Origin of the sequence: Paenibacillus sp. FSL R7-0652 (genome assembly GCF_038595045.1) — a bacterium.
In the GTDB taxonomy this organism is placed as follows: Bacteria; Bacillota; Bacilli; order Paenibacillales; family Paenibacillaceae; genus Paenibacillus.
On the sequence record NZ_CP152001.1, the window covers coordinates 1732355 to 1752777 of the forward strand.

Genomic DNA, 20423 nt, shown 5'->3' on the forward strand with positions numbered 1-20423 from the left:
GGTATGACTGAATCTCCAGCGATGCGGAACCAATCAGTGTTAGGACAGACCTAGACTTGAGAGGCAGTTTTTGATGAGGGGAAACAAAAGAAACCGTTTCGTAGTAAATGGAAGCGAGAGCGACCATATACCAAAGGAGACGGTTTCTTTGTACATTTTACATTCTCGAGTGAGAATACATTGGGCTAAGTCGGGTGTTATGAATACAGGAATGATATATGAAGTAAGGGGTATATGTTAAAATGATAGAAAGTTGATCCATTAAGAAAAATAGGAGGTAACACTGCGTATATTCAGTATTCAAAGCCCAATGGATGTATGGATTAGAGAGATTAAGTTTCCTGATTATTTGAAGGAATATCTCTTAACATCATATTCATGTTGCGCGGTCTTGTATTTGCAGGTACGCATGATAGGAAGGCTAAGAATCTGCAAGAAAAAAAGAATCGGCGAACCGATTCTTAAAAGTGAGTTTCATTCTCATTCTTAAAGCATTAAAAAACAATTTTAACATGATAGCAGAATCTACATCAATTTAACCGAGTAGATAAGCTTATCTCAATCTTGTACTTCATGATAATTACCAGTCCACGGATCAAAAACGTATGAATTTACTTCTGAATTTTTTTCCACTGAGAACATATAACCTTTTTTAATTTCATTAGATTCATCTTCAATTAACGTATTCTTCTGTTTATTAACCACATAAGGTTCTTCTAAATTCTGAGTGACCTTATCTACCGCACTTTCATACGTGTATTGAGGAAGTGTGGTTATCGTATAAATTGGAATAAATATTAAAAAGAGTGTTTGTAAAAAAAACACTATTTCTTTACGTTTTTTACTTAATTGAACTTTTAAGAAATAACTCAGCACCATGAAAAAAACTAACACCCCAATGAAAGGAAAAAGATCTAAAATATTATTGTATCGATATTGTAAAAAAATTAAAAAAGCCACTTCTATCAGACAAGCAATAATTATTAGTCTTCTATACATCATATCTCCTTTGATTAAGTAGTTGAAGCCAACATTATTGACATCAACTTATCTTAAATATTTATTTTGTGGATTGTTTCGACATATCCTTAGTTAAGAAGCCAAGCATTATAGGCTCCGATTATGCAAAGATCAGTATTACTTCTTCCTTCGCCTTCAACTCTAATTGGTACCCATTCAACTTTTCCGTTCTTTGTATTAATCACTTTAGCATCTACGATCGTTCGCTTACTGCGAAGTCCAATCTTCCCGTTAGATCTTACTTCCAAGTCTTGTGCAGCAAATCTTCCATAAACTTGACCAGTAATAGCTTTGGTGATCTTATCAGCAACAATAGTTGTGCCCAGCGCTACGAGAATAGCTGCAACTATACCACCTGTGCCGACTGTGATCAGGCCGACAATCACGCCTACTATAATTGAAACTTTAGTCCCTTTATCATAATTAAGATTATAAGTTTCTCCAAAAGTGATTTTTTCTTGTTTATATAAATAACCCCATTGCTTCACATTTGGATTAGAATTGTATGCTGAATCTACAAACGTCCAATTACTAGCAGCACTAGTAGTAAAAGAGTCTTGGTTACTAATCATCGGATCTGGAGCAACTTTTTCAATATAGTCACTCTCATTAGCATATTCTACTTTCCCATCATTATCAATTGTCTTCATATCTCTTGTTTCTTTGTTTTTAATTGTTTGTGATTCTTTTTCGCCATTTACATAAGAAGTTACAATGTATTCTTTGTCTGTTTCTTCAATCGAAACTTCCAATGTACTGCCATCCTCAGTAGGGATAACGTATGTACCCGATTCACTAGTAGAACTAGTAGTGGTGCTAAATCCACTAGCCCCTGCTACTTGAACACTTAAAATACCAACAATTAGCAGGCAAGACAACAATGATGTGAATAATTTTTTCATACGAACACTCCTTTTAATAATATACTTTTAAAACGTTTTCAAACCAATCATTTCCTAATATAATACATAATATCATTTAAGGCAAATGACTGTCTTTTCACCATGAGTTGTTTCTAAAGAAAGTCCGACCTCTTTCCAAGCGAATTTGGTGTATAAATTGGTGAAGATGGATCGCCTCCATCTTTGTCTCGAATGTATATGTTAAAGTGATAGAAAGTTTTAAAAATACAAATAAAAGGAGGTTTAGCATATGAAATGAATAAAGTGAGAGAGCTACTCCCTGACCAATTTGTTCTGGTTTCTATCCTTCAATATCATGAGGAAGATAACAAAAAAGTCGTGGAAGAGGTTCTGCCAATTTCGTACTGTATCCGAACAAGATGCAAATAAAGAGTTTTTTCGAGTAGAGCCTGGTAACTTTGTATATCATACTTCAAATCCAGACTTTGTGATTCATCTCCGTAAAGATCCATTAATGAGGGCGGGATATTGAACGGATCTGGAGCAAAAGATTTAGACGGGGAGAACCTATGAACGAAAAAGCTAAAGGAAAATTGAAAATGCAATTTGGCTTCATCATATTATTTATTTTTATCATTGGCGTGCAATTAATTGTCAAAAACTACTTCGTGAATCATCCCCCTGCATGGACAACTGGACTATACATTTCTTGTTTTATTATATTTTGTATACTTGGGCTGCTAACCTACCTTGATCTCAAGAACCAAGAGCAATTCGTAACGATTGGACAAATTGTAGATGTGAAGAAGGATAAAAATATCATTATCGTTAAAGGGCTGGGGCGAGGTCATCGTAAAATTTTAATAAAAGATAGTCATATCCTGAATATGATGCAGCCAGATGAACTGATCGAAATCACGAGATTGAAATACACAGGCATGATAACGAAAAAAGTGTATCAGGACAAAGAGCTACAACTTTGATTAATTGATTAAAGAGTTGTAGTTTTTTTATATATGTTGACGGTAGTAATTTTAATTCTACTGAACGATATGCTTTATTGAGAGATGCCATCGTTAGATTACATAACCCCGATGTTCGAGTACGAGATTTCAAAGGTGAGCTATTCATAGATCAGAGATAAGGAGGTCAGAGAATGGAAACAAAAATGCTGTTTGGTGTAGGTTTGGTCTTCGATACACCTGATACGGATCCATCGTGATGGGGGCGAATGAAGAGTTGGATGATCTTCTTACTTCGACCATTCAAGAGATGATCGGTGATCAGATTATGATTAGAACAGTGGATGGGGAAGAGCGGGTATATAATGTTGTTTCTTCTCAGATCAATCATTCGATTGCTGGTAAGAAGAATATTGGTATATGTTTGGGTAAAGAGGTATCGCCAGATGAAGTAGTAGCTGGTTCAGTTGTTTATTATTATTCATCAAACCAATTGATTAGTAGTGCAACATGGGAAAGAATTAAGAAGGTATCGGAAGGTCCTCTACTCCTTATGGGATGAAGAAGGGCCTTCCTTTTTGTTTCGACATAACAAATACTCGACGTGTTAAAAGTCCATTGGATTGCATGGATATGAGGGAATGCTAATCAAATATTCTCCCTTTTTCGCCAAATTTTTCTTCGCAAAAATCACTGCATAGGTTATCATATACGTAATTCAGATATCAGGTAGAATGTGTTGTATTTACGAAGTACATAGATTAGATGTTAAGCGAAACTTCTAAGAGACAATACTATAATAACAGAAGCTAAAACGGTGACATTAAAGGAGTATCCAATATGGTAAATTTTCAAATAAAAAAAATGTTTGGTAGGACTATTGATAGCTATAAAATAATCGGTCACTTGGGTACTGGTGGAAATGCAGATGTGTTCAAAGTTCAAAAAGATAATAATTATTTTGCAATGAAGATGTTGGTAGTGTCAGATAATAAGAGTTTTAATAAAAAATATAGTCGATTTAAAGATGAAATTTACGTAGTAAAAGAAAACCAAAAAAAAATAACAGGAATAATACCTATAATAGATATTTACCTTCCAGAAAAACCTGCTGTAGATAATCGGCCTTGGTATACAATGCCGATAGCCATACCATTAAGTAAAAAAAACAATAAAAGCATGGAAGATGTCATTTCGTGCGTTTATGATTTAAGCAAAATATTAGTTTCGTTACACGAAAAGAACATTGTGCATAGAGATATAAAGCCAAGTAACATTTATTACTATAAAGATAAATGGGCTTTTGGAGATTTTGGATTAGTAGAATATCCTGAAAAAACTGAATTGACAGAAAAAGGCGAGTCTGTAGGTCCGAGAAATACTATCGCCCCTGAAATGAAAAGAAATGCAATACAGTCTGATGGTAAACCTGCAGATATTTACTCTTTAGCTAAAACACTATGGATACTTCTAACAGATGTAAAAGACGGATTTGACGGTCAATATTCGCATAAAGTTGATGATTTCAATTTAGATTCAAAAATATGTTTTAAAGCTTATCAAAAGAAATTTACAGTTACTCTTCATACATTGTTAAAAGAATCAACTTCAAATACACCTAGTGAAAGACCTGTAGCAATGGAATTCAAAAAAATGTTAGAGGAATGGTTTATTTTAAATCAGAATTATAAAAAACGTAACATATTAGAGTGGGAATTTTATTTAAGAGATATTATACCTTTTACTTTGCCTGAAAAAATATCGTGGACAAGGCTTGAAGATATCTGCAATGTATTAAGTATCATTTCAAATACCAATTTAAATCATATGTTTTTTCCTGGAGGAGGAGGCATGGATTTAGATGAGGTTAGACCTTCAAATGAAGATGGATTTTTAGAACTAAAAGTCGGATATTTGTTGAAACTAAAACCTAAAAGATTAACTTTAAACACTTTTGATGCCTCTTTCGATTGGAATTATTTTTATTTAGAAACAGAAGAAATAGAGTCACCATTTCCTGAAAGATACACAGATGAAAAATTATACGATTTAGAACTGGTTGAAATATCGCCAGGAGAATATTTAGAGTATGAAGACCAAAAGTTAACTGTTGGAAGACAAATATGTTTACATCTCAGCGGAGGGTTTGTTCTGTTTGCAAAAGGATCTTACTATAATTCAATTTCTTCAACTTATGATGCTAGGCATAATCGTGGTACTGCAGAAGATTTTAGAAATTATATTCAGATGTTTATAGATAGGCTAAAGTTTGAGCAAGAGCATCCAGAGATTGCAGAAAAAAGAAAGGAAGAGGCACGGAAGAGATTAGAAGAAAAAAGAAAAAAGGAAAGTGAATTATTTAAGTTAAAGCTTCAAAATTTCAAAGAATTATGGGAAGAAAAAAAGGCTGCCTTGGATATACCGAATTTATTATCTCTCACATCTAATAAAAGTAAAATAATTTATAATATTAAGTTTGAAGAAGACCTTATAGAAAAACGTTATTATTTTTCTAAAAACTTCGAATTAGTACACTATGCTACAGGTTGGTACGAGGCAATGAATAAAGCAGATGAGATTTTTGAGGACTGCCTTGGAATAAACGATTTTAATTTAGTTCTAAAGTATGTTGAAATCATTGAGAATCACTTTTCCCCTTTAAAAAATAATAAATTTGATATTCCATTTAATATGCATTTTGAAGTAACTTGTTTTAGGACAAAACAACCAGCTCATATTTTTTCGAAAAAAGAGCTTTTAGACTTATTAAATATAGCCACAAAAAATGATCGTATATGTATAGATTTTGATGGCCGATTACAATTAGCTTCAAATAAAAATGAATTAAAACTCCATCAAAAACAGTTTCCGGTAATTAATACTATGCCTGACTTGGAGTATATTGAGAATGACAGCAGAGAATTCAAATATTTATATTTTACTCTACTTGAAGCATGGGAAAATCATCTTGAATGCAATGAAGAGCAATTAATTAGTGACTGGGATTTTATTGATTTGATGCGCTTTGATGTCGAAAAGAAGTATGAAGATATAGAAATAAAAATGAACAAATACCCATCATAAAGCGTTTGAATCTTAAAAATGTATCTATAAAGCAAAAAAGATACAAGGAGAAGCATCGCTTAACAATATATTCACGCTGCGGACATCCGTCCTTGACCCGGCATTCGCCGGTCACCCAACATTCGTTGGGTCGTGAATACAGGAACGTTAAGCGCAACTTTTGTAAAGCCAAATTTTTATTAAGGAGAATTATAATGGATGAAATTACGAGCAGAGCTCTCGCCACAACAGCATCTTCATTAATAGTTGAGCCTGTGAAACATGTATTAGATACATGGTTAAAACCGAAACTTGCAAAAATCAAACAAAAGCAAGAGATCAATGAAAAGTTAGAGTTGTTTGCTTATGAATTGTTTTCAGAATATATTCAAAAGACATTTGAAGAACAAAGCTTTATCAGTGTTATTGCTTTAGGACTTCAACAAATTAAAGTAGATCAAATATATGTACCATTGACTTTAGTTTCAGAAGAAAGAGAAGAAGAGTACACGATTACTCAATATCCAAGTAATTTGGCAAGGAAATATAAAAGAATTGTTATAGAAGATACAGCAGGTATGGGCAAATCAACGTTGATGAAGAAAATGTTTCTATCTGTTATTGCAAAAAATCTGGGAATTCCAATTTTTATTGAATTGAGAAATATTTCGAAAGACAAAGATATTTTGAACCATATTTTTGAAAGCTTGAGTAAGTTGACAGAAGAAAACAATAAGGAACTTATCTTAGCTCTAATTGAGAGGGGAGATTTTATCTTCTTTTTCGATGGATATGATGAAATACCTTTTCATCAAAAACAAGAAGTGACACTTAATTTAAAAAAATTCATATCATCAGCTAACAAGAATACGTTTTTTTTAACCTCTAGACATGATGATTCATTAATGAGTTTTGGTCAGTTTAAAAAATTCCAAATCAAAGATTTAGAAGATAGAGAAGCATATAAATTATTGAGGAATTGTGACAAAGTTTCTGGACTGAATCTAGCCAATAGAATAATAGTTCAAATTGAGGAACTTATAGAAATCGAAAACTTCGAAACTTTAAAGTCATTTTTAGCAAATCCGATGCTTGTTTCGTTTTTATATACTACGTTCAAGTATAAAAAAGATATTCCCTCTTTAAAGTCAGATTTATATAGAAAAGTATTTGATGCTTTATATGAAGTACATGATCTTTCGAAAGATAGTTACAAGCGCGAAAAATATAGCGGATTAACAAGTGGTGATATGCAAAAGGTACTTATGAAATTAGGCTTTCTTTGTTTAAGGGAAAATGAAAATGATTATGATAAAGGAAAACTTTTAAAGTTAATTGGACAAGCTAAAAATAGTCCATATCTTCAAGATGTAAAAGAAGAAAATATTTTGAAAGATTTTTTAGAAACTGTTCCATTATTCAGTAAAGTAGGACTAAGTTACAAATGGATACACAAATCTTTTATGGATTACTTTTCAGCAAATTTTATAGATAATCAACAGAATCGAGAAGAAATTTTAAATAAGATTCTGAAAAGTAACAATTTTACTTTGTACATGAACATGCTTGATTTTTATTATGAGATTGATAGAGAATTATTTGATAAAGTTTTCATCTATCCTTTAATAAGCAAGTTTGTAAATTTTATTGAATCATTTGGAATAGATTCATTGAAACAACCAGTCCATCTAGAGTATTTAGAATTAACTTTCAATAAAATTTATTTGATAGGTAATAAGAGCGAAGTTGATTGGAGAAACGAGGTGGAAATCAAAGAGGAGATCAAAAAGGAGCTTGAAAAAAAGAAAATTGATTTTCTTAGTGAACTTAATAATTATGAATTAACATGGAGTGCTGGAAGTATCGGAATGAGTTTCATGTTTGTAGAGAATCATTGGATTGTGAGAATTTTAAATCTTTTAATTAAAAAGAATAATAAATTAGTGAAAACTTATGAATTGGATGAATTTATAGAGAATGGCATAGAGGAACAGATGTTTGTGTATGCAAATAAACTTTTAAATGAAAATCCGAAAACAGAAGATTTGCAATACATGAATAATGCTATCAAATATATATTTAGTATCCAAAATGCCCTAGCCTCTATTAATTATTTCGAAGCGAAAAATTATAAGGAACTAATTGAGAATAGAATAAATGATAATGACATTTTTACTGATTTATAAAAATAGACTTTGAAACGTAGTTTATCATTCTTGGTAGGAATCCCCTTTTTAATAATATTTTATAATTTTTTTGACACCGGGTGTTTTTATCGGTGTTCTTTTTATTTTAATTCGATCTCGGCATTAAAGTGTTCATATTCTATATTACAATTTGAATTAGACGAAAGTATTAGTTTTACAACATCGGGTACGGATGAATTGCATTAAAAATGACTGCTCATGTCTAGTCTTAACAAGACATGGAGCAGTTTAAACCCATCAGAGAGGTGCATGTATGAGCCGGTTGCTTGACTTATTGACTTATTGGAAGAGGAACGGCGCAAGCTTAATCAGCTTGGTGAGGCATCCTTGAAGCAAGCGATGTCGTTGTGGGACATTCCTGCGGTTCAGGAACAGAGCCGGAGGGTGGATGAACTGGTTGCACGAGTTAATGAAACGAAGGCGAACCATAGTCGAGTGGTACAGCAATGAGCGAATTACATAATGCGTAGGGGAGGAGAAGCAATGGATTTTCCACCGTGGTTGCAACAAGCGATTCAGGCAAGGCTGGATGAGGTGACTGCTCGGATCGAGCATGATCCTGAACTGAGTCGTGTACGTGGGGAAACCGACAAAGCGTTCGAAGCTTTGTTTGCTGGCAAGGATGTTGAGCTACCACCTGAATATGCTGAATGGGAGAATCGTTACATTGTTAGCAGAGGGATAGAGAATGAGCGGTTGTATATGCAGGGGTTGCGAGATGGTATTCAGCTAACGGTTTCCTTGTTAGGTCAGTCGATATTGGTGGAGAGAGGACATGAATCGGATCAAAGCTAGGAGATGGGCGGGCTTGATCCACTAAGCGCACCCATAAGTCATGGGGGAGCGACCCCGATCTACACTTAAAAACCCGAGCCGAAGCGTGAATAACTCGCTTCGGCTCGGGTGTTAAGGCTTTACTTTCCCAACAACAAATCCTTACTTACCACTCACAGACTTGAACCAATCATTCACCTCTTGGGTGATCTGGTCGCCGCCGTTGGATTTCCAGTTGGCTACGAATTGATCGAATGCCTCGATGGGCAGTTTGCCGTAGATGATTTTGTTGAAGGTTTCGAGTTCGGACTGACGGAGCAGGTTCCACTTGGATACCATGGTTGGTGTGGCTGCACCTGTGAAATAGTTTTGTTTGCGGATATCGATTTGGGACATCACGACTTTACCTGCATACCAGTTTTCAGGTTTACGGAATTCAGCCATTTGTTTCTCGTAAGGTGTCTCCGCTTTCTCGCCGTTCGCGAGTTTCACGAGTGTTTTCATGTACAGATCCGGAATACGCGCCGGGCCGGTCAGGAACGGGAATTCGTTGGAGAAGTCTTTGATCTTCTCTTTGTCACTGGTCGGTTTACCGTCTACGACATCCCAGTCGTACCCTTTGGCAAAGCCGTACTCGTACGGGCTTCCCGCTTTCGGGTTCGCCAGGTTATCCAGCAGATAGTTGTAGTAAAGGAAAATCGCTTCCGGGTGCTCCGCATCTTTGTTGATCATGATACTTGCGTTGACGCCAGAGTTCTGCCATTTCGTACCGATCTTGCCGTCTGGACCAGCCGGAACAGGGTAGGCTTTGTATTTCGCGCCAGGTACGTTCTTCAGCAGGTCTGGAGCAGGCCAGTCCGGTACCCAGTTTGCGCCAGGCAGAATGCCGGCTTTGCCAGCGGTCCAGCTTTCGGCGGATTTACCTTCGTCCCATAGGGCGGAGTCGGCGTGGATATACCCTTTTTCCATCCATTCAGCCAGCTTGGCAAGGGCTTGTTTTGCACCTGGGTTCACGGAGCCGTACTCCAGATTGCCGTTTGCGTCTTTGTTCCATTGCTCTTCAATCGTGCCGTATGCACCGAACAACCAGTCGAGTCCACCCATCCAGGTGTTGGTGTTATTTTTCAGCGAGATCGCCAGCGGGAATACTTTGTCTGGAGACAGACCGTCCGGGTTCTCGTTTTTGAATTTGTCCATGATGTTCTCAAGGTCTGCGATGGTTTTCGGAGCTTCCAGGTTCAGCTTTTCCATCCAGTCCTCACGGAGCCAGAGCAAGGTATCGTCGTTATCTGTATACTCCATGATGGGCATGTTGTACTTTTTGCCGTCCTTGGTGAACGGGTACCACAGCTCGGGATGTGCTGCCGCGTGCTCTTTCAGAATCGGGCTTGCATACTTCTCGAACAGATCATCAATGGCGATGAATTGACCGGAGTCGATCAGCTGATTCGTCAGTACTGCGTTCGTTGGCACGGTTACGAAATCAGGCAGCTTCTCGCCAGACGCAATTGCGAGTTGCAGCTTCTGTCTGTATTGATCGTCAGTGGCCGGATACCACGTATCTTTGTGCTTCATGCCCAGCGTTTCGAGCATCCAGCGGTCATGTACGTTGTTCTCTTTGGTATCGCCGTGTACGTATTTTTTCGGCATCAGCACGGAGCTGAATTCGATGGGTGGGTCGTATTTTCCTTTGGCAAACGCCGCTTCCGCTTCCGCAGAGCCGACAGCCTCTTGTGTATCATTCGTGCCTTTCTCACTGGCTGACCCGCCACTGCTACCGCATGCAGTGATGGTGATGAGTGCGATAACCATGAGCAAGGACCACCATGTTTTGAATTTGATCATTGTTCAATCCCCCTACGATGTATGATCTTTACACTGTAACTGTACCAAGTAGAGCGGGAGGGCATCTATATGAGTTTGTTAGTTTCGATAGGACTCTCTTAGTGAAAGTGTAAAAACTTTGGTTATCGCAATCTATATAAGTTGAACTAAAGATTTTACACAATCCACTCCGATGACAGAAGAACCTTTCAATCGCTGTTATCCCCAGACTTCTTTGATTCCCTTTTTTAAAGGGGGAAATCCGGGGATAAAGGCGACCGCTTCGCTTCTCCAGGTTTTTTCTGTCCTCTCCGTTCTCGTGTAAAGGAATAGTTTAACTTATCTATAAGTAACGTAATCCAAAGCAAACCGCTAGTCATATTAATGCTGGTCGCGGTACTCTTGGGGTGTCACGCCGAATTGACGTTTAAACACTTTGATAAAATACGCCGGGTCCATATAGCCAATCTCCAAGCTGATCTCATATACTTTTTTGGTGGTCGTGACCAGCTTGTGGCAGGCCCGATCCATGCGCAGGCGGGCGATATATTCACTGATGCCTTCGCCAGTCTCGATCTTATAAATCTTGGACAGATGGGTTGGATGCAGATTCACATGATCTGCGAGCACACGCAAAGATACATCCAGATGCAGGTTTTTATCGGTAAACTCCTGAATCTTTTTCACGTATTCCGACCGGGTATCTTTGACCTCGTTGGACGTGCCTTCCTTGAGTTTGGCGAGTACGCCGAGCGACCATTTGCGCAGTTTGCCGATGGTGGAGAAAACTTCGCCGCTTTGCAGCTGCTCGATCTCACTGCCCATTAGACCAGACAAGGTGAGCTTGTTCCGATGAGCTAGATTCGTGAAAGCAGCGGTGATGAGAAATCCGGCCTCCATACAGTGTTCCCATGATTCCGACCATTTCTCGTCCAGTTCGGCGCAGACGGCACGGATTTTGTCTTCGGCGGCATCCCATTGGCCGCTCTCTAACAGCTGAATGAAGGTGGGCGGTGTGTACAGCACGTCCAGCGGACCTTGGGTCGCAGGTGCTTCGACATCGGTCACCCGCATGACGAATTCACGCTCATCCCCGACGATCTGACGGAAATAGGCGGAAGCCTGACGGAAGCGATCGTAGATCTGTTCCGGGAAGGTGAACCACTCGGTCATGACAATGGAGAGGGAGCCTTTCAGAAACTGTTTTACTTTGGATTGAAGCTGAATGGACAGCTTCTCCAGAATGGTTTCTTTTCCAATATCGCCGTTCGCCTCTTTCAATTGCAGCAAAAACACAACATACCCGTGCTCTTCCTTCACACCCCACACGTGCATAAACTCACCCATAATCTCTTCCGCCATGTTGATAATGGCATATTCGATCAGGGTCTGATCATGGCTGTCGTAGTTGCTGAACTCATTATCCATGCGGACCAGCATCAGCGCAGCATCCCCGGTATGAAAGGGTAGATCGTAGTTGGCAAGCTTCCGCTCCCATTCGCTGGCGGACAACCGATGTCCCTGTAAGGCTTCCAAAAGAAGGCGCCCCCGTAAATGCGGTAAATTCTCGCGCAGGGTAAACTGTGTACGCGATAGGGAGCTGACAAGCGCCCATTCATTGTTCAACTGATCGATGGCTTTCTGCACGGCGCCGATCAGTTCGTCATCGGTTGGCGGTTTGAGCAGGTAGTCCACGGCTTCGTACTGGATGGCTTTCTTGGCATACTCGAATTCGGAGTAGCCAGATAAGAGGATGCATTTTATTTTTTTGTCCCGAATGCGGATGCGTTCGATCAGCTCTATACCTGTCATTTCCGGCATCTGGATGTCCGAGATCACGATATCAATCGGATGGGTTTCAATCAGCTGCAGGGCTTCGCGAGCAGAGTATGCCCGGTGTACCTGTTCGATCCCGAGCGTATGCCAGGGTTTGGTCATGGACAGGTTATCGACCCAGTGTGCTTCGTCGTCTACGATAATCATTTGCATAGTTGTTTTGTCTCCTTAACGTTGGTTGAACAAAGACATCTGTACACTTGCCACTCCGATGCCAGAATAACCTTCCGATCGCTGTTATCCTCGGATTTACCGTGTACGTAGTCTTATTCGAAAATTAATTGACAGATCAAGTGTGAACAGGCCGCTTCGGAGTTGAAGGTTTCTTTCGATCGCTGTTCAAGCCCCATTTTCCGAATTAAGATTATTAGAATGTCAAAATGGTGCTTGAAAGGCGAACACTTCGTTTCTCCAGAATTCCTTCAATCCTCCGCTAAAGTTCACATGAGGTATACATTTATTTTAAAATAGGGCCTTATATAAAGGCTGGAGACTTTACTTAAAGTAAGGTCTTCTTAATAAATCTTCCGACAGATGGATGAAGCACTTCAATAAGCTTTAGACAACTACGGATGGCCCTTCGTTTCTACAGGTTTTTTTTCTGTCCTCTGCGTTATCGTGTACGTAGTTTTGTTCAAAAATTTTTATATCCGTATCAACTCTTCCCCGAATCTCCCCGATCCTTGTCCACATCCTCGCTGGGGATCTCCCAGACGATTTCGGTTCGGAAGCCGCCGAGTGGAGATGGACCGAACAGGAGGTAGGAATGACTGCCAAAGGTGTGGATCATGCGCTGATACGTGTTCCAAAGACCGCAGCCGACCTCCTCTTGCAGTGGTTCCAGCATTTCCTGGTTCAACGCTTCGTACTGCTCCGGCGTGAGGCCCGGGCCGTCGTCATCGATATATATTTTGCCAAAGCCATTCGCACTTTCCCCGGTAATTCGAATCTCTCCAGAAGTGTACGATTTCCCGATACCATGGATCACCGAGTTCTCGACCATCGGCTGCAGCATTAAGCGCGGCACTGATTGGGCAAGCATATGCTCCGGAATATCGATGTGATATTCGATGCGGCCGTTGCGCAGCTTCTGAATATCCAGATAGTTAACGAGCAGCTGGATCTCTTCCTGCAGCGAAGAGGTCTCGCGTTCCATTCGGGTAGTATAGCGATAGTATGCACTCAGGTTATGCGCCATGGATACGACAGCCTGCTCGTCCTTCATCTGAGCCATGTTGATGATATAACCGAGACAGTTATATAAAAAATGCGGGTTAATCTGGGCCTGAAGCTGCTTCAACGTCGCTTCTCTGGCCCGGATTTTTTCCTGAAAGACATTTTCGATCAGATCCTGGATCTGGTGGGACATGTCGTTGAAACGGTGGAACAGGAACGAAAACTCATTCTGGTTATTGCTGTGCAAACGCACGGAGTAATCGCCCTGCTGCACGCGCCGCAGCCCTTTGATCAGCTTCTGGATCGGGTACTGCACATTGCGATAGAGCAGGATGGACGCGGATATGCCCACAACGAGCAGCAAAATCATACAGACATAGAACAGGTTCTGACTCAGCGAGATCGGCTGCAGAATCTGATACAGCGGTACGACATCGACCAGATGCCAGTCCAAATACGTGGATTTGACCGTGCTGACGAGATAGTTTTTGCCGCCCAGTTCTACGACATCCTGCGTGGTATCTTCAAGGGAATGAGTGTCGAGATAACGGGTCAGTTCGCCGGATAATTGCTTGTCTGCAGTTCGGTTCAAGATAGGAGCATTTCCTTTGTGATACAGGATCGGATCGCCCTGCCCGCCTGCTTTGTACGTGTCGAGCATATTCTGAATGTTCTCGTAGCTGAAGCTGGCTTCAATGACCAGATTGCTCCCGGTGAGCACACCTGATTGTGACAAGGAATCCGTATAGAACCAGTAAAAGGACTGCAGTGTGTCTTTCGAATCGGTGGAATGATCCCCGTAGGTCCATTGTCCGCTCATGTTTTTTTTCAAATACGCCTCGTCGTAGCCGGTATCCCGTTTGTAGTTGGCAATAACCTCTTTGTTCTGCTGGGAGTATACCGCATAGCGTGTAGGCCAGAGATCGGTTACGCCGGTCTGGAGCGTCATTTTCTCCTGAATGATATAACGCGTCTGCATCTGGTCGTACTTATCCTGCCACAGGTTCAGGCCGTTGAAGGCCCGCACATTCGGATCTCGCGAGAGAATAAGACTGAAATCCATCATCTGGTTGATGCGGGAATCGATCTGACTGGACAGGAACGTGAGCTGCTTGGTGTTCGAGACCTGCAGTTCTTTGCTGACGACGTCATATGTGACGTTGTTCGAATAGGTGTACATGATCAGAATCGGAATGAACAGAATGACGATTAACAGATTGATTTTAGCGAAAAGGCTGAAGCGGGATCGGATTCCTTTTTGAAAAACGTTAAAGCGCCCCCATGTATACATAAAAAGTCTCCTCTATATTCACATCTAACTATATTAATGGCCCTTTTTCTCACACGTTAACGGAGAGGGCAGAAAAAAACCGGAAAAACGAAGTGTTCGCATTTATCACCGAATTTCTCCCTTAAAAAGGGAGATTAAAGAAATACGGGGATAACGGCGATTGGAGGTTTATTCTGCCATCGGAGTGTCTCGTGTGAGGAACGGATGCTTATCAATATAGATCAAACTAACAAAACACTATCGACCCTAACAATGTTATATAGTCAGACCTCGGAATGGCTTGATACTATTTATATCAGAGAAGCCCAAGACACACAAAAAACTTTTTTTGGGAACAGGAGAAGGTCATTATGGAGGCTAAAATGGAGGGTCAACGGCTCCCGCAGGCGAATGCGGGAAACAAGCTGGAACAGAAAAGAAAAAAACGCTACAAACAGCCGTGGGTGCTGCATTTCATGGTGCTGCCAGCGGCCATTATGGTCTTTATTTTTTCATATATTCCGATGTCGGGTATTCTAATGGCCTTTCAGGATTACAAACCTGCGCGGGGGTTCACGGGTTCGGAGTGGGTGGGGCTGAAGCATTTCGAGTATATGTGGAAAAATGATTATTTCCTGCAAATAACGTGGAACACATTATTCTTTGCCTGCTCGAAGATCGTCATGAACCTGATTATTCCGTTTATCTTTGCGCTACTGCTCAATGAGGTACGCAAGATGGCGCTGAAACGTACGATCCAGACACTGGTGTATCTGCCACACTTTTTGTCCTGGGTTACGCTGTCCGGTATTCTGATCGATATTTTGGCACAGACGGGCATATTGAATCAGTTTCTGGTGTCGGTGTTTGGCATCAAACCGATTTTCTTCCTCGGGGATGGCAGCTGGTTCCGCTTCACGGTTATTGTCAGTGATGTTTGGAAAGAGTTTGGTTTTAACACGATTATCTTCCTCGCGGCACTGGCGGGCATCAACCCGTCTCTGTATGAAGCAGCTGAAGTGGATGGAGCTGGGCGTTGGAAGCAGACGATGTATATCACCATTCCGGCACTCATTCCTATCGGAATCGTTATTGCGACGCTGGCGCTTGGCAACGTGTTGAACGCAAACTTTGACCAAATCTTCAACCTGTACAGCCCATTAATCTATCAGCAGGCGGATATCATCGATACGTTTGTGTATCGCGAAGGTCTGCTGAGCGGACAGTTCAGCTTTGCAACGGCGGTCAATCTGTTCAAATCGGTCATCAGTCTGATCCTCATCGTGATCTCGTACCGACTGGCGTACCGTTTTGCGGGATACCGAATTTTCTAAGAAAGGATGATGACGAACCATGTATCATAAAACGCTGCCTTATCGCATTTTCAGCATCTTCAACAATATGTTTCTAACCATCCTTTCGGTGCTCTGCCTGCTGCCGCTGTATCACCTGCTGATGGTATCGCTTAGTTCGTCCGCCCCTGCGAATGCAGGGCTCGTGACATTCTGGCCGATTGGATTTACGTTCGAAGCGTATGCGAAGACATTTGATAACGCCAACTTCTTGTCCTCGCTCTGGGTATCGGTGGAGCGGACGGTGCTCGGTACGGGACTTGCACTGATCGTCAATACACTTGCGGCGTATGCGCTCTCCAAAGAAACGCGTGTGTTCCGCGCACGGAATATCTACCTGTGGTACTTTGTCATCACGATGCTGTTCAGTGGAGGTCTGATTCCGGGATATATCCTCATACTGAAGCTTGGGCTGATGAACACGCTGTGGGCACTGATCCTGCCGGGTTTGGTGGCGGTGTTCAACATTATTCTGCTGCTGAATTTCTTCCGCACGGTGCCGAAGGATCTGGAGGAAGCGGCATTTATCGATGGTGCAGGTCATTTCCAGTCGTTTATCAAAATCTATCTGCCCGTGTCCGTGCCCGTTATTGCTACGGTGTCCTTGTTCATGATGGTGGGACACTGGAACGCATATTTCGACGGGATCATCTACATCCGTGATTCGGAGAAGCTGCCTCTGGCGACATTTATGCAGACGATCATCGTGCAAGGGGACATGACCAAGATGGATCCGCAAACGATTGCGAACCTGTCCCAGCGGACCATCCGGGCATCGCAAATTTTCATCAGCGCACTGCCGATCCTGCTGGTGTATCCGTTCCTGCAGCGGTACTTTGTAAGCGGGATTGTAGTTGGGGCTGTGAAGGAATAGGGCGTTCGGTTGTATAAAGTATCGCTGTATAAGTTGAACGACGTATTTACACGTGTCATCGGAGTGTGCAAGTAGATATAGAGGAAGCTGCCAAACTGGGGAAGGCTAGGGAGGCGCTTCTTTTTTTGCATAAAAACACTTGAATCTGTCCTGTTACCTTTACTTGAATAAAATGGTACGATAGGAAAAATAAAATGGAATTCTGATTCTTGTTATTCCATAGTTACCATTACCTATGATCATATTTTCTAAGCAAGTTTTACAAGTGCAGTAAGATAGGGGGGAAGCGCGGCATGATTTCAGATCCAGATTCCTGGTCTGTATGTATATCAAGCGATGTTAAATTAAACTTTTTGGTTTATGTTGCGAGAGCGTACAGCATCTGTGATGAATACTTTGATAAGCACGGTGCTTGGCCTGATAGACAGGTCGTATTACCGGAGCAGCTTCATCAGGAGCTTGAGGCACAGTGGAATGATTTCTGGGAGGGCAGCATTCAACGAAAAGCGGAAGCAAAGTTCCTTCAAAACGCTGCATCAAAATCCCAAACACCGGATCCAGCTGTGTCTCATACCTTGTTTGCACACCTTAACCATAGCTGCGCATCTCCTTTTGTTCTGGAACCGCCGCATTTCGCAGCTATCGAACATCAGGGATTAAGGGAAGCTTTGGCAGCACAATGGCCGTGCTTCATCCAGTGGTGGAACATGCCTGCGGGAGGACAAGCCGCCATGCATTACTGGGAAGGTAAACCTGATATTATACGCTATGTACAGGAGTTTGAGATGGAAGTGGGTAGGCGAATTCAACCGTTTCATTTAAATGTGGATTTAATCTATAACGGTCCAACTAAGCCGATTGAGGTTACGGACGAATACGTCATTATGCCGATCAGAACCGACTATTTAATGAAACAGCACTGGTGGAGCGAGCGATTTCAAGAGAAGTACTAAATAGGCAATTTCGGCATAGTCCAGTGATAAGGTGCAGTGATAACATGAGCAGTTCACACTAAATCAGGGGGAAATCAAATGGAATTCAGAAAGATCACTTGGGATAATTTTATTGAATGTATCGAACTTAAAGTCTCTCCAGAACAGCAGCAGTTCATCTCTTCGAACCAGCATGCACTTGCAGAAGCGTACATAGCCTCGGATGAGGGGCAGATTATTATCACATTTGCGGTATACAAGGAAGAACGAATGATCGGATTTATTTCGATGTATTATGACGATGGGGACGGGAATTTCGATTACAGCAGCTATGGTATTTTCAAAATGATGATCGATCATCGGTACCAGGGCCAGGGATACGGCAGAGAAATGGTAGAGAAAGCGATAGAGTATGCACAATCAGCCCCTCGCGGCAAAGCCAAAGTGGTAGAGCTGACGTATAAACCGGAAAATGCGGCAGCCAAGAAAATCTATGACTCGCTTGGTTTTCAGCTTACGGGTGACGTACTGGCTTGTGGTGAGGTGCAGGCGATATTAGTGTTATAGTACGTTTAAATGGTTTTGAGCTAGTTGAAAAAGTCAATATGTTGTTCCAGTTATTAAAATTCGTGATGGTAAGAGAGTGTTTGACATCTGTAGTTACGCAACACCTAGATTTAGAAAGTTTGATTAAAAGTAGATTTTCAAGCTCTATATATATGAATTATTTATAGTTCCAATAACCAATTAAATTGCTCACTTGTATACAAAATGTTCATGGATTATAACTCAGATAAATTTAGAGAGAAATCGAATATTATGACTGTTCTTTAACTTGTGTATTACTTTTTTGTTGCTTTTTCAATACATTCAATCTACCTACATTATTTTTTCTAGTGCAATCTATAATGGACAAATACTTGTTTTCGGAAAAGACTTTTTCGAATATAAGATCGTATTTATCTTTTTTCTTAGGCAAATAATTTCTTCCAGCAGTTGCACCTGTGATCAAATCTGGGACGCGCAGCATTTCATCAAACCAAAGCTGATTTGTGTTTTTGTCAGTCGAAGCAATAAGAAATCTTTCTGTAGTGTTTTGAGTATTAAGGCCCATCCGTGTACACAATTCATGAAATGAGGAGTGGGCTATATCATAAGCTAAACTCTCATATGAATCTACAATTTTATCTCTATCAGATAACCATGATATTATCTCTATAGTATGATCTGTTTCTTTTTTTAGCGTAGCCATTATAAATGCAACTAACATTTGGACTATTATTATGTTATGAAATAACTTCTTATTAAAACTGTCCCTTCTCATTTCTTGCTCTAATTTATTGAGTTTTTTTATTACACTTTCATAATATACTTTATTTTGAGGTGTATTTATAATCCATTTCTGGTATTGATCTTTTAAACGATTCATATCTTCTATGTATTGATTCATATCTGCTTTTTAAAAAAAATTTCTCTTACCTTTTTGAAATATAAACGAGAAGGAGAAGGTTAGCCCTGATTTTATAAAAGTAGTGAATCGTTCATCGATGCTTTGTGTTTTCTTTAAATCTGTAGGAGCGATTTCATTGATAAATTCTTGCAATTCTTCGAAGGAAAGAACATAAGGGATTAAGGTAAATGTCATTGAGTCATAAAATTTACTTTTATCTTCTATACAGTAATCACTACATATTATCCATTTTGTTACTTCTGCTTCATTAAATGGCCTTAAAAATGCTTGAAAATCTTTTAATGTTGATTTATTAAAGGTTGCCATAAGAGCTTTTATATGTGGATGCATAGAGTATTCTCCTTATTAAGTAATTTTGTTAGAGATATAAGTATTCTTAATACTAACTTTTCCAAATGGTGCAGACAACATAAATTTTAATTGATGCTGAGGGAATTAATTTGGGATGAATTCAGATTGTGCTGACAACAATTGAATTTTTGAATTTAGAAATTAAAATTTAAACATGTCGTTGTATTTGTCGCTTTTGTATCAGGGGCTGTATACAAATGGTCTTATGCACCAGTGCGGAAGAAACTAAGACAATAAACTGCATTGCCCCCTTTCCCCCATTCCTGCTATAATTTTCGTATATCGACTGCATTGGGGGTTATGACGTGGCAATATGGACTGTGCCGGATTGCTCGTTCGCTAGAAAGCCTTACGCAAAGCCTGAATAGGGGCGGACTTTGTGTAGGGCGCGACAAAATGAGATCGTGTGCCCTGAAAGAAGCATTAACATCATGGTTCAACCCGCAGG

17 protein-coding genes and 1 pseudogene are annotated in these 20423 nt (G+C 40.3%); 11 read left to right on the forward strand and 7 right to left on the reverse strand.

The features are described from left to right. Positions 1-558 precede the first annotated feature (558 nt). Together MKY97_RS07835 and MKY97_RS07840 are read right to left on the reverse strand one after the other, a co-directional pair. Positions 559-1002: a hypothetical protein gene (locus MKY97_RS07835; protein WP_251502445.1), complete on the reverse strand. Its 444-nt coding sequence runs from the start codon at positions 1000-1002 to the stop codon at positions 559-561. A gap of 86 nt (positions 1003-1088) precedes the next feature. Further along, positions 1089-1922, reverse strand: a complete 834-nt coding sequence (locus MKY97_RS07840; protein WP_342554895.1) for a hypothetical protein — start codon at positions 1920-1922, stop codon at positions 1089-1091. Positions 1923-2177: 255 nt separating this feature from the next. On the opposite strand from MKY97_RS07840, the pseudogene MKY97_RS07845 reads away from it, so the two are divergent. The 7 genes and pseudogenes from MKY97_RS07845 (at position 2178) to MKY97_RS07875 (ending at position 8910) form a co-directional block, all read left to right on the forward strand. Then, positions 2178-2415 (forward strand): annotated as a pseudogene (locus MKY97_RS07845) (hypothetical protein). 37 nt (positions 2416-2452) lie between these two features. Next, complete coding sequence (locus MKY97_RS07850) at positions 2453-2866, forward strand: hypothetical protein (RefSeq protein ID WP_342554896.1); 414 nt, start codon at positions 2453-2455, stop codon at positions 2864-2866. Positions 2867-3104: 238 nt separating this feature from the next. Then, the gene (locus tag MKY97_RS07855) at positions 3105-3407 is read left to right on the forward strand and encodes a hypothetical protein (protein WP_342554897.1); all 303 of its coding nucleotides are present in this window, start codon (positions 3105-3107) and stop codon (positions 3405-3407) included. 278 nt (positions 3408-3685) lie between these two features. After that, positions 3686-5929 carry a protein kinase gene (locus tag MKY97_RS07860; RefSeq protein ID WP_342554898.1) on the forward strand — a complete coding sequence of 748 codons (2244 nt, stop codon included), beginning with the start codon at positions 3686-3688 and terminating at the stop codon, positions 5927-5929. 194 nt (positions 5930-6123) lie between these two features. After that, positions 6124-8094 (forward strand): NACHT domain-containing protein, encoded by a 1971-nt coding sequence (locus MKY97_RS07865; RefSeq protein ID WP_342554899.1) that lies wholly within the window; start codon positions 6124-6126, stop codon positions 8092-8094. A gap of 348 nt (positions 8095-8442) precedes the next feature. Beyond that, positions 8443-8565 carry a hypothetical protein gene (locus MKY97_RS07870; protein ID WP_342554900.1) on the forward strand — a complete coding sequence of 41 codons (123 nt, stop codon included), beginning with the start codon at positions 8443-8445 and terminating at the stop codon, positions 8563-8565. A gap of 33 nt (positions 8566-8598) precedes the next feature. Further along, entirely contained in the window at positions 8599-8910 is a 312-nt protein-coding gene (locus MKY97_RS07875; RefSeq protein ID WP_342554901.1) for a hypothetical protein, read from the forward strand. A 141-nt stretch (positions 8911-9051) separates the two neighbouring features. Here the strand turns inward: MKY97_RS07875 and MKY97_RS07880 are convergent, their stop codons facing one another. The 3 genes from MKY97_RS07880 to MKY97_RS07890 form a co-directional block, all read right to left on the reverse strand. After that, complete coding sequence (locus MKY97_RS07880; protein WP_342554902.1) at positions 9052-10734, reverse strand: ABC transporter substrate-binding protein; 1683 nt, start codon at positions 10732-10734, stop codon at positions 9052-9054. A 360-nt stretch (positions 10735-11094) separates the two neighbouring features. After that, a complete protein-coding gene (locus MKY97_RS07885; RefSeq protein ID WP_342554903.1) occupies positions 11095-12702 on the reverse strand; it encodes a response regulator in 1608 nt (535 codons plus the stop codon). 502 nt (positions 12703-13204) lie between these two features. Continuing rightward, the gene (locus MKY97_RS07890) at positions 13205-15016 is read right to left on the reverse strand and encodes a histidine kinase (protein ID WP_342554904.1); all 1812 of its coding nucleotides are present in this window, start codon (positions 15014-15016) and stop codon (positions 13205-13207) included. A gap of 455 nt (positions 15017-15471) precedes the next feature. Between MKY97_RS07890 and MKY97_RS07895 the strand changes: the two genes are divergently transcribed. The 4 genes from MKY97_RS07895 (at position 15472) to MKY97_RS07910 (ending at position 18720) form a co-directional block, all read left to right on the forward strand. Further along, positions 15472-16329 (forward strand): ABC transporter permease subunit, encoded by an 858-nt coding sequence (locus MKY97_RS07895; RefSeq protein ID WP_342556279.1) that lies wholly within the window; start codon positions 15472-15474, stop codon positions 16327-16329. A 19-nt stretch (positions 16330-16348) separates the two neighbouring features. Further along, a complete protein-coding gene (locus tag MKY97_RS07900) occupies positions 16349-17221 on the forward strand; it encodes a carbohydrate ABC transporter permease (RefSeq protein ID WP_342554905.1) in 873 nt (290 codons plus the stop codon). Between the two features lie 293 nt (positions 17222-17514). Then, the gene (locus MKY97_RS07905; protein WP_342554906.1) at positions 17515-18174 is read left to right on the forward strand and encodes a hypothetical protein; all 660 of its coding nucleotides are present in this window, start codon (positions 17515-17517) and stop codon (positions 18172-18174) included. Between the two features lie 78 nt (positions 18175-18252). Beyond that, positions 18253-18720, forward strand: a complete 468-nt coding sequence (locus tag MKY97_RS07910; protein ID WP_342554907.1) for a GNAT family N-acetyltransferase — start codon at positions 18253-18255, stop codon at positions 18718-18720. A gap of 250 nt (positions 18721-18970) precedes the next feature. On the opposite strand, the gene MKY97_RS07915 is transcribed toward MKY97_RS07910, so the two are convergent. Next, complete coding sequence (locus MKY97_RS07915; RefSeq protein WP_342554908.1) at positions 18971-19582, reverse strand: hypothetical protein; 612 nt, start codon at positions 19580-19582, stop codon at positions 18971-18973. Between the two features lie 30 nt (positions 19583-19612). Then, entirely contained in the window at positions 19613-19954 is a 342-nt protein-coding gene (locus MKY97_RS07920; RefSeq protein ID WP_342554909.1) for a hypothetical protein, read from the reverse strand. Between the last annotated feature and the right edge of the window lie 469 nt (positions 19955-20423).

What these genes read in the sequence shown, in the direction of transcription:
- MKY97_RS07875 (WP_342554901.1), top strand. Translation starts at nt 8,599, where the DNA reads ATGGATTTTCCACCGTGGTTGCAACAAGCGATTCAGGCAAGGCTGGAT.
- MKY97_RS07835 (WP_251502445.1), bottom strand. Translation starts at nt 1,002, where the DNA reads ATGATGTATAGAAGACTAATAATTATTGCTTGTCTGATAGAAGTGGCT.
- MKY97_RS07895 (WP_342556279.1), top strand. Translation starts at nt 15,472, where the DNA reads ATGGTGCTGCCAGCGGCCATTATGGTCTTTATTTTTTCATATATTCCG.
- MKY97_RS07915 (WP_342554908.1), bottom strand. Translation starts at nt 19,582, where the DNA reads ATGAATCGTTTAAAAGATCAATACCAGAAATGGATTATAAATACACCT.
- MKY97_RS07920 (WP_342554909.1), bottom strand. Translation starts at nt 19,954, where the DNA reads ATGCATCCACATATAAAAGCTCTTATGGCAACCTTTAATAAATCAACA.
- MKY97_RS07850 (WP_342554896.1), top strand. Translation starts at nt 2,453, where the DNA reads ATGAACGAAAAAGCTAAAGGAAAATTGAAAATGCAATTTGGCTTCATC.
- MKY97_RS07905 (WP_342554906.1), top strand. Translation starts at nt 17,515, where the DNA reads ATGATTTCAGATCCAGATTCCTGGTCTGTATGTATATCAAGCGATGTT.
- MKY97_RS07880 (WP_342554902.1), bottom strand. Translation starts at nt 10,734, where the DNA reads ATGATCAAATTCAAAACATGGTGGTCCTTGCTCATGGTTATCGCACTC.
- MKY97_RS07890 (WP_342554904.1), bottom strand. Translation starts at nt 15,016, where the DNA reads ATGTATACATGGGGGCGCTTTAACGTTTTTCAAAAAGGAATCCGATCC.
- MKY97_RS07885 (WP_342554903.1), bottom strand. Translation starts at nt 12,702, where the DNA reads ATGCAAATGATTATCGTAGACGACGAAGCACACTGGGTCGATAACCTG.
- MKY97_RS07865 (WP_342554899.1), top strand. Translation starts at nt 6,124, where the DNA reads ATGGATGAAATTACGAGCAGAGCTCTCGCCACAACAGCATCTTCATTA.
- MKY97_RS07855 (WP_342554897.1), top strand. Translation starts at nt 3,105, where the DNA reads ATGGGGGCGAATGAAGAGTTGGATGATCTTCTTACTTCGACCATTCAA.
- MKY97_RS07840 (WP_342554895.1), bottom strand. Translation starts at nt 1,922, where the DNA reads ATGAAAAAATTATTCACATCATTGTTGTCTTGCCTGCTAATTGTTGGT.
- MKY97_RS07900 (WP_342554905.1), top strand. Translation starts at nt 16,349, where the DNA reads ATGTATCATAAAACGCTGCCTTATCGCATTTTCAGCATCTTCAACAAT.
- MKY97_RS07910 (WP_342554907.1), top strand. Translation starts at nt 18,253, where the DNA reads ATGGAATTCAGAAAGATCACTTGGGATAATTTTATTGAATGTATCGAA.
- MKY97_RS07860 (WP_342554898.1), top strand. Translation starts at nt 3,686, where the DNA reads ATGGTAAATTTTCAAATAAAAAAAATGTTTGGTAGGACTATTGATAGC.